This is a genomic window from Endozoicomonas sp. ONNA2 (genome assembly GCF_024606365.1).
In the GTDB taxonomy this organism is placed as follows: domain Bacteria; phylum Pseudomonadota; class Gammaproteobacteria; order Pseudomonadales; family Endozoicomonadaceae; genus Endozoicomonas.
The window spans coordinates 1-8,590 of sequence record NZ_JAHHPO010000431.1 but is presented as its reverse complement, the minus strand read 5'-3'; the positions used below and the strand labels follow the sequence as shown (position 1 = coordinate 8,590).

Annotated in this window: 7 protein-coding genes; 2 read left to right on the top strand and 5 right to left on the bottom strand. The window is 51.4% G+C overall.

The window, feature by feature from the left end:
• Positions 1-314: 314 nt before the first annotated feature.
• On the top strand, positions 315-896 hold the full coding sequence (locus KDK14_RS07780; protein WP_257264518.1) for a hypothetical protein: 582 nt from the start codon (positions 315-317) through the stop codon (positions 894-896).
• Between the two features lie 362 nt (positions 897-1,258).
• On the opposite strand, the gene KDK14_RS07775 is transcribed toward KDK14_RS07780, so the two are convergent.
• The 3 genes from KDK14_RS07775 to KDK14_RS07765 form a co-directional block, all read right to left on the bottom strand.
• Positions 1,259-2,314: a hypothetical protein gene (locus KDK14_RS07775; RefSeq protein WP_257264517.1), complete on the bottom strand. Its 1,056-nt coding sequence runs from the start codon at positions 2,312-2,314 to the stop codon at positions 1,259-1,261.
• Positions 2,315-2,408: 94 nt separating this feature from the next.
• Positions 2,409-2,723: a hypothetical protein gene (locus tag KDK14_RS07770; protein WP_257264515.1), complete on the bottom strand. Its 315-nt coding sequence runs from the start codon at positions 2,721-2,723 to the stop codon at positions 2,409-2,411.
• 14 nt (positions 2,724-2,737) lie between these two features.
• A complete protein-coding gene (locus KDK14_RS07765; RefSeq protein ID WP_257264513.1) occupies positions 2,738-3,061 on the bottom strand; it encodes an ankyrin repeat domain-containing protein in 324 nt (107 codons plus the stop codon).
• A 349-nt stretch (positions 3,062-3,410) separates the two neighbouring features.
• Between KDK14_RS07765 and rluB the strand changes: the two genes are divergently transcribed.
• Positions 3,411-4,292 (top strand): 23S rRNA pseudouridine(2605) synthase RluB, encoded by an 882-nt coding sequence (rluB, locus tag KDK14_RS07760; RefSeq protein ID WP_257264511.1) that lies wholly within the window; start codon positions 3,411-3,413, stop codon positions 4,290-4,292.
• Positions 4,293-4,331: 39 nt separating this feature from the next.
• Here the strand turns inward: rluB and KDK14_RS07755 are convergent, their stop codons facing one another.
• Together KDK14_RS07755 and KDK14_RS07750 are read right to left on the bottom strand one after the other, a co-directional pair.
• Positions 4,332-5,750: a hypothetical protein gene (locus tag KDK14_RS07755; protein ID WP_257264510.1), complete on the bottom strand. Its 1,419-nt coding sequence runs from the start codon at positions 5,748-5,750 to the stop codon at positions 4,332-4,334.
• A gap of 311 nt (positions 5,751-6,061) precedes the next feature.
• The gene (locus KDK14_RS07750) at positions 6,062-8,443 is read right to left on the bottom strand and encodes an ankyrin repeat domain-containing protein (RefSeq protein WP_257264509.1); all 2,382 of its coding nucleotides are present in this window, start codon (positions 8,441-8,443) and stop codon (positions 6,062-6,064) included.
• Positions 8,444-8,590 lie beyond the last annotated feature (147 nt).

Here is an 8,590-nt window from a genome sequence, read left to right as displayed (position 1 = left end):
AGAATCAGAAATTTTTAGCCTCAATTTCTCGCAATCCTCGCTACGGGCGCTATTCACGGACAGCCTCTAGCGGTCAACCAGTTACCCGACACCTCCCTGGCACTGGGGGCCCTGGTGGGCCTTTGTACCATCGGCGCGTCATCGGCATCTGATTCTCCGGTTGAGGTGGCAAACGCCACAGCTCTTGGCAAGATCTGCCAGAATGAGGAATCATGCTGCAAAACATACCGGCTAACTGCGAATATCAACGGTAGCCAATTGCCTCAGCCCATTGGCAATGAAACCCTTCCATTCACTGGCGAGCTGGACGGCGGGTGTTATCAAATCTTCAATCTTCCATGGCAGGTCACCTGTCCGGTAACGGCAGTATCCATGACCTGCTTCTTGGTGATGCCAATATTCAGTCAAACACTTCAGCCGGGGTAGCTGCTTGTACAATGTCAAACAACGCCACAATCAGTAATATCCGGGCAGAACGTGTTGACCTTGCTACCAACGGTGGAAGCACTGGTATTGGTGCTGGCATCGTTAATGGCGGAAGTGTTGCCAACATAACAGGAATACACTGCAGTGTGGACGCCTCCGGCGACAGGGCACATGCCGGTATTGCCGTGGGCAGGTTAAACTCGGGCATTGTTACCGGCACAACGGTGATGAACTGCACAGTGACAACTTCCGGTGAATCCCACGCCGGTATTGGTGCGGGATATCAGGATAAAGGAGGTGTTGTCACCAACACGAAAGCGGTGAACTGTAATGTGAAAACCTCTGATATATTTGCGCATGCCGGTATTGGGGCGGGATTTAGTGAAGGCACTGTTAACAAGACGATAGCGGTAAACTGTCATGTTGAAACAGAAAAAAACACGCATATGCCGGAATCGGGGCGGGATTGAGTTTTAAAGGGGTTGTTTACGACATAACTGCAGTCAACTGCAGGTGAATACCTCCGGTAAAGAAGCAGGAATTTTCAGACCAATTTATCGCAACCGCAGCAGGTCAGTCTATTCTCGGACAGCCTCCTGGCATCCTCAACCGCAGAGCTGGCCACCACCCTGTCCGTTTCTGGCCCGGATTCATCACTGCGTATAGCCGGTATCGCCCCGGGCGCGTTTTTTTTTGCTCTGGTCGGCTGTGCATGCGCCTACCTCTATTACCGCCAAGGGTCATCAGCTCTCTCCAGACCACAGCCTGACGAGAACAATTACGAACTGATGCCAAGAGACGGCGACAGGGAGCTTCTACTCATCAATTCGGACTACTGAGAAGGCGCTTCCTCCTTCCGGAAGTATTCTTCAAAAGTGCCAGCTGGAACTGAGCCCCCTTCCGACGCAAATATCGGTTGGAAATAAGCATCCAATTCACGAGCAAGGTGGTGCCAATCTTTATTTTTATCGCCATCAAGAAGGTAAGTAAAATCGGGAAAATCTTCACCATCAGCAGGACACATTGCATTTTGTCTGTAAAATGAGAGGGATACCATGGGCATATTACGCATATCTGTGCAAAGGCTGTAGCCATGTATGGATATACCATGGTTTTGCAGATAGGTATTAATTTTCTCAACCCCTTTGCTAGGTTCAGACATAACACCGGTATTGGCAATTCCGTTAATATAATCCTCGAATTTTATTTGAACCATTGCCCCGGTACTGAAATCGGGTATTTTAGGGTCGACGGGCTTTACGCCATATTTATTCAGTAACGTGCCATTGGTTTTCAGCCAAGCCTGAATTTTACCGGCAATGTCTGGCAATTCTGCCAAATCGTCTGTTGTGATAGCGTTAGTGATCATTTGACCAAGTTTTTCTCTGGCATTGGCCATGTCTTTACCACCCTGCTGCGAAGAAGATAATGACGCCAGTTCATTCAAACTTGACTTTATAGCCTCCACCGTTATCAGCCCCCGTTGAACGCCTGCACCTTCAGGGAAATACGCCCCCTCTACCAAAAGACTCTGAAGCGATTGCTCCAACCCCGTGAGGTTGCCAGGTTCTGAACTGCCGGAGGACAGGGATGAACCATCGTCATCAGAACTCTCATCATCTGAGCCAATGATAAATTTCACAACTGATGGTTTATCGGTGCCACTTTCACCCAATGGTGGGTTCATATAATTGGCGACATGCGTGACAGCACCGGGAACCCGAGCGCCAACCGGACAACGCTGTTGATCTTCAGGCGTGCTACTGCGAAAGATACCTCCCGCATGCAGGACACTCTCTGACATGGCAGAGTCGTCCGAATCATCGCCGTTTGTTTGAACTCCGTAAACAGATCCTGGCAATCCGCCATTTACCGTTGGCCAACTCATAAATAAACCTTTTAAACGAAAGATATGTGACTATCCTTAGACAGCTTACTTTCCCAATAGGTTCACAATTGACAAGAATAATTGCTTGATCACTCTATAAGGACAACGGTCGGTACACAAAAGTATTCAAGGCCGTGGGCAGCCCCAGACAATGAGAATCGGCACTCAGCGCTTGCGCCAGATTAGCCCGGTTCTGCACCAGACGGGCACGAATAGAAGCACGGGCGCCACACTGCAACGATGTCGGTTGATAAGGTACAGGCGTATAATTCTTCAGGAGGTTAACAAGGTCGACACGCCGGTTCCGCTCAGCCAGACGGATAAGGGTCGAATTGGGCTGGTTGCTATTATTTCCCGGCTTCCGGTGCAGCCAGGGCTGGGCAAACGGATCAAAGTGGTTAGCCAGCAAAATCGTGAAGACTTCTACAACTCGGCAATTTGAACATGCCCATCCTCTACGGCAATCCATAGCGGACGGTAGCCATTGCTGTCCCGGGCATTGGGGTCAGCACCATGACTCAACGGCGCGTCGACCATACCACTGTGACCTGATCGTACAGCATAATGCAGTAGTGAACTGTTGCCATTATACCGGCCGTTGGCATCAGCCCCTTGATCGAGCATGGCGCACACCGTTGCCAGATCAAAATTCCGGATTGCCAATATCAGTTTATGACGCAAGTGGGTACTCGCCTCACCGTCTTGCCCGACACCAAAAGACAATGAGCGCCCATCCCCCGGTGACATTTCTGTTTCCTCCGAGTTTTTGGCGGATTGACAAACACAGCATATAACCATTAAGGAATTGCACCAGAATAATTTGCACATTTCCAGGTTTCAAAACTACGTTCGTCCTGAGCATGTCGAAGTGCGTCAACTCCGGCCCCAGGTAATCACAAGCTCAGGATGAACGCAGATCGGGTTCAACCTGTTGAAATTATTTCGGGACAATTTCCGGGGCAAACATGGCTGGTTAATTTCATTGGAAGTTCGTACAACTTCTATCTGCTACTCAATCGGATTGTTTGTGCCCGATCCTGTCGTTATACTGCACTCCCTCTTGTCAGATTCCGGGCGCAGACCTCGCCGATATCCCATGACCACTGAAACTACACTCCCTCCGCAGGGCGAAAAACTACAAAAGATCCTGGCGGGCGCTGGCCTTGGCTCACGCCGTGAGATGGAGCGCTGGATCACCGAAGGGCGCATCAGCGTCAACGGTGTCAGGGCCAGCCTGGGTGACCGTGCAACCCTGGCCGACGTCATTGCCGTGGACGGCCGGGTTATCAAGCTGGACGCCTACGCCTCCGGTATTCGCCGGGTCATTGCTTATAACAAGCCTGAAGGTGAAATCTGCAGCCACTCTGATCAGGAAGGCCGCCCGACGGTGTTCGATAAACTCCCCAAACTGAAGGGCGAACGCTGGATCTCCATTGGTCGTCTGGACCTCAATACCTCCGGTCTGCTGCTGTTTACCAACGATGGTGAACTGGCCAGCCGCCTGATGCACCCATCCCACTCCATAGAAAGGGAGTACGCCGTGCGGGTCATGGGTCAGATCACCCCGCAGAAAGTAAAAAACCTGTTTGACGGTGTCGAGCTGGAAGACGGTATGGCCCGTTTTACCGATATTGTGGATTCCGGTGGTTCTGGCATTAACCATTGGTTTCATGTCTGTATTCTTGAAGGGCGTAACCGTGAAGTCCGACGTCTCTGGGAATCCCAGGACCTGAAAGTCAGCCGTTTGAAGCGGGTCCGTTTTGGCAGCATGATCATTCCTGATCACCTGCGCCAGGGGCAGTTTCAAGAGCTGGAAAAACCGGATATCGACGCCCTTGCCGCCCTGGTTGACCTGTCACCCGCACCTGCCTTCCGGAAAAAACCGCAGGACCGGCCGAAAAAGAACGAAGTGCAGGCCAGCAAAGTGAAAGGCAGCGCCAAACGTTTCAGCCCTCATCCGAAAAAGCGCTCTCGTTAGGCGGCTTTATAAATAATGATTGGCCCAAACAGAAATCTGTCACAGGATTTCACAGAAATAGTCCAGGAATCCTTCGATTTCCCGTTCAGGCTGAATTCTTGCGGGGGGATTGGCAGTTTGAAACTCTGTGGCTTTGGCATCCCAGCGGTATACATGCCAGCAATCTATCTCAAGGCCATCTTTTTTCAAAATAGAGGCGGTTTCTTCGAAACTTTCGGCACCCATCCTGGTCAACCAGTTTTCCTGATATTTCCCGAAGATGACATCTGGCCAACTTGCCTCAGGTTCCCGGAGCATTGACAGTAGCAATGAATCCTTAATGGCTGCAATCGAATCCAGATAACTATCCCGCTGTTCAGGCAGTTTTGCCAGCAACTGGTTTAACCGATAAAAATAACCGTTTTCTCCGTTCATAGCTTCGGCTTTTGCCAGACGATAACCCCTTGAGTCCTCAAACCCGGACGCCAGGGGGTTGGCAAATACATTGTAGTGTTTTGTGTAAACCAGTTCCGGGGGAATATAATCCTGGGGGCCACTACGATTATATCCTTCGGTGACCAGGACAAAACAGTCCGGATTGTTTTTGATCAGTGTGGTAAGGAAATAATCAGTTGTGCCCTCGGCAATCTCTCTGTTCAGTCTTCTTGCTTCTGAGAGGAGGGAGCTTGTTTGCGGGTTTATAGCGGTGAATAACGTGGTTGAAGGTGAAGCATCGGCAATTTCCTGGGCCGGTAAGATGTTAATGGGGATTGGCTTGGAATGGCCCTCAAGACCGGTATAAAAATTGGCTACATCCACAGGAATCACTGTAATCTGGCACCCCAGCTCGTTGAGATAGCTTTGCATAAACAGGGAAAAATCTCCGCTACCACAGCCAATATCAACAATGTGTTCGATTTTGTCGTTTTTGCTCAGAAAATCAGCCAGAAAACTGAAGTTAAACACCTCCGCAAAGCCCCTGTTTAGCATCCGGGTTGAATCAACGAAGGGTTGAGAAGTATCCAGCGTGATCAAGTCCTGGTTACCAATCCGGACAGTTTTAACATCTGTCTGCGGTATATTGACATATCTCGCACAGTAATTGCCCGGGGGATTATTATTCATATTCCAACCTGTATCCTCAGGAGTACCCGGATATGGCTCGCGGGGAGCAATTGTGGGACGAATGTCTTGTTCATTGCCCCCGCCCGCCTCGGGAAGCCCCTGCCTGTCCGGGGTAGTAGACGACGGAGTATTTTCCAGGTGCAAGTGGTTTAAAGGTAAAGTCAAATCAGTAATGGTACGACTTGAAAGGCTGACAACTTGTTGTTCTTTTGTTCCACCATCGGCAGATTCCAGATAAGGGACGGCATCATGACTTTGCGGACCATGAGGGAGGTTGCCACGTGGGGTTTTTTCAGCACTTTCCGGTGTTTTTATTGGAACGGGTGGTTTAACAACATCTGTACTGTTGATCATGACGGTTACTCATCTCATTGCAATATCAGGATAGTTGCGTATTGAAACTTTTCACACAGCTTAGTCCGGATATTTCATAAACGTGCTCCCGATCTCGCTTGTCCTGTGCCGCTCCGGGAAGTTGTCTGGAAATAACTTCATCATTTTATTCAATCCGGGAAAATGTCGCCGCCCGCTGCCCGCAAAAGAACAAGTGGTTCCAGCATTAATCTCAGACCTACGGTACGTATGGCAAAGAATCGCCCCAGCGCCAGAACAGGAAACACTCCTCGCCCCCCGTATTTTTGCTGAAACTCCCGGTCAGCTAATCATTATCGACTGTGCCGGTCATGGGTATTTTTCAACAGCGTCATGGTCTTTTCGAGATCCGGAATATCAGCCACCTTATGAAGGAACTGCTGAAGCGGGGAGAGTTTGGCAGAATAATGGGCAAACTCAAGGGGGGTGATCCCCTGGTAGTTGCGTGCGTTACTATCAGCGCCTTTGTCCAGCAAACTTGCAACGGTCTCGTGCTTGCCCTGCATTGCCGCAAGATGGAGAGGGGTCATGCTGAAGGCGTTTCGGGCATCCAGAACAGCACCAGCCTCAAGCAGGCGTTGACACACTTTGGTATGCCCCTTTTTTGCGGCATAGTGCAGGGGCGTCCGGTTAACTGAAGTGCAGGCGTTGATATCAGCACCAGACTCAAGCAGGCAATCCACGGTTTTTGGGCAACCCCCTTTGGCCGCAAGATGAAGCGGGGTTTTATTGTCTTTTGTGACGCGGGCATTAACGTCAGCCCCCTGCTCAATCAGGTAGCGAATGACCGGTGGATGACCATTGTAGGCGGCAACGTGGATTAGCTCCCAACCTGCATGGTGACGGGCATCAACTTTAGCGCCATATTGAAACATGGGGACAATTTTATCCAGCCGTCCGGATGCGATAATTTTGTGCAGCACCGGATACTCGGGTTTATGATCCAGACAATACAAGGCATGAATATCCGGATTTGTGGTTACCGACCACAGTCGTTCAAATAAATCAAACTCACCGGACCTGGCCAGTAGGCCCAACAGTTCTGCCCGCATACCCTCACAGGGGGCCTGAACATGACAGGGGGACCGGGCAAGCGCCCTGACTATGGGGCGAGTAAGGCTGCCTTTATAACTTGCCCATTGCAGTAACGTTTTGTTGTGAAGGTCATTGGTGATGACCACAAGGGCCGCACCTGCATTGGCCAGAACGTCAACCGCCTCGTGGTGCCGCTCAAATATCGCACAGTGGATGGGGGCGGTGCCAACGATTGTCTGGGCATTGATGTTAGCACCCAGGGACAGTAACAACCTGATCGTTTCATGGTCGCCTTTACTAGCGGCCAGGTGCAGGGCTGTTTTCCTTATAGGTCTGGATGTGGCATCAATTTTGGCACCTGCGTCAGCCAGAAGCCGGATGGCGGCATGTTGACCGTTGGCCGCTGCCAAGTGCAGAGCGGGGATTCCATCAAGGGACAGGGCGTCAACGTCAGCCCCCTGTTGAATCAGCGCCAAGATCACCGCTGTCTGCCCGCCAGCGGCGGCCTTGTGGAGCATGGACATACTTGAATCGATGCTGTGAATTTCATCAATATGCACACGAGCACCGGTCGTGGCCGCCATCAGTTGGTGGAATAGCTCCCACTCCTCACTTTCCGCCAGCAACCACAGCAGTTTTTCATGCAATTTGCTGTAATCCGCGCTGGTTATGCACAGCCTGCTGGCAAGCACCCTGACCATTGGCTGGGTCAGTGCATGGTTATCCTCTGCCAATTGCGAGAGATCCCTGCCATTGTGGGTAACTACCGTGATATCAGCCCGACCGGCCAACAAGGCTTCAGCAGCCCCATGATTGCCATTGGCAATGGCCAACTGCAGCGGGGTCATTGACTCAACCCCGTGGGATTTGCTTTTTCCGGTTGGCCCGTTGACTGCGGCACTCCCTTTGATCAGGACTTTAATCAGCTCTTTGCCGGCGTTTATGGCCCCGTGGTGCAGGGCGGTATGCCCATCCACACTTTTGGCTTTGACGTTGGCATTGCGCTTCAGCAGCATTTTGGCAGCGTCCGGGTGATCAGTGATGGCGGCGAGGTGGAGGGGATTGAGCCCCTTGCGGGTGCTGGCGCTGGTATCGGCCTTGTTGTCACACAGCAGGTTTATCTCGTCAATGCAGTTGTTTGCCGCGGCGTAATGGAGGGGCGTCATCCCTTCGACATCCCTGGCATTGACTTTGGCCCTGTTTGCCAGCAGTACCTCGGTGGTTGCTGACTGACCATAGCTGGCCGCCAGGTGCAGGGCCGTGATACCGCTTTCGACAGGGGAATTAACCTTGACACCTCTGGCCAGGAGACTACGCACCACAATGGGCTGATCATCGACTACGGCCCTGTGGAGCCCGTCGGGTGGCAAAGTGACCGAGGTTGCCCCGGGCGACAAATACAAGGATTGGGCCAGCCTGTCCTGACAACCGGGACGACAGGGCGAAGGCGATTGCACTGGCTCAACACTGTCCCGATGATACCCCTGCGTGCCGGGAAATAAGGTTACCCTTCGGTTACCGCAAAAACAGCACTGATTATTGTCTGCACTGCCAGCGTTGCATTTGTTGCCCTGATCATCAGGAGACGTTGGCACTGCGGATTGAGTTGCAAGACGGGCAGAGGGAAAACAGCTGATCATATTGCGCCTGTTGGAAATGGAATTTCCCAGTTCTGACAGTCAGTCTCTACTAGAGTTCAATTGTTATTTTCCCTGCCTTTGGCAGATCACATAGGAATTGTCCCGGAATAACTTCATCATTTCATTCAGACTGGGAAAATGCCGCTG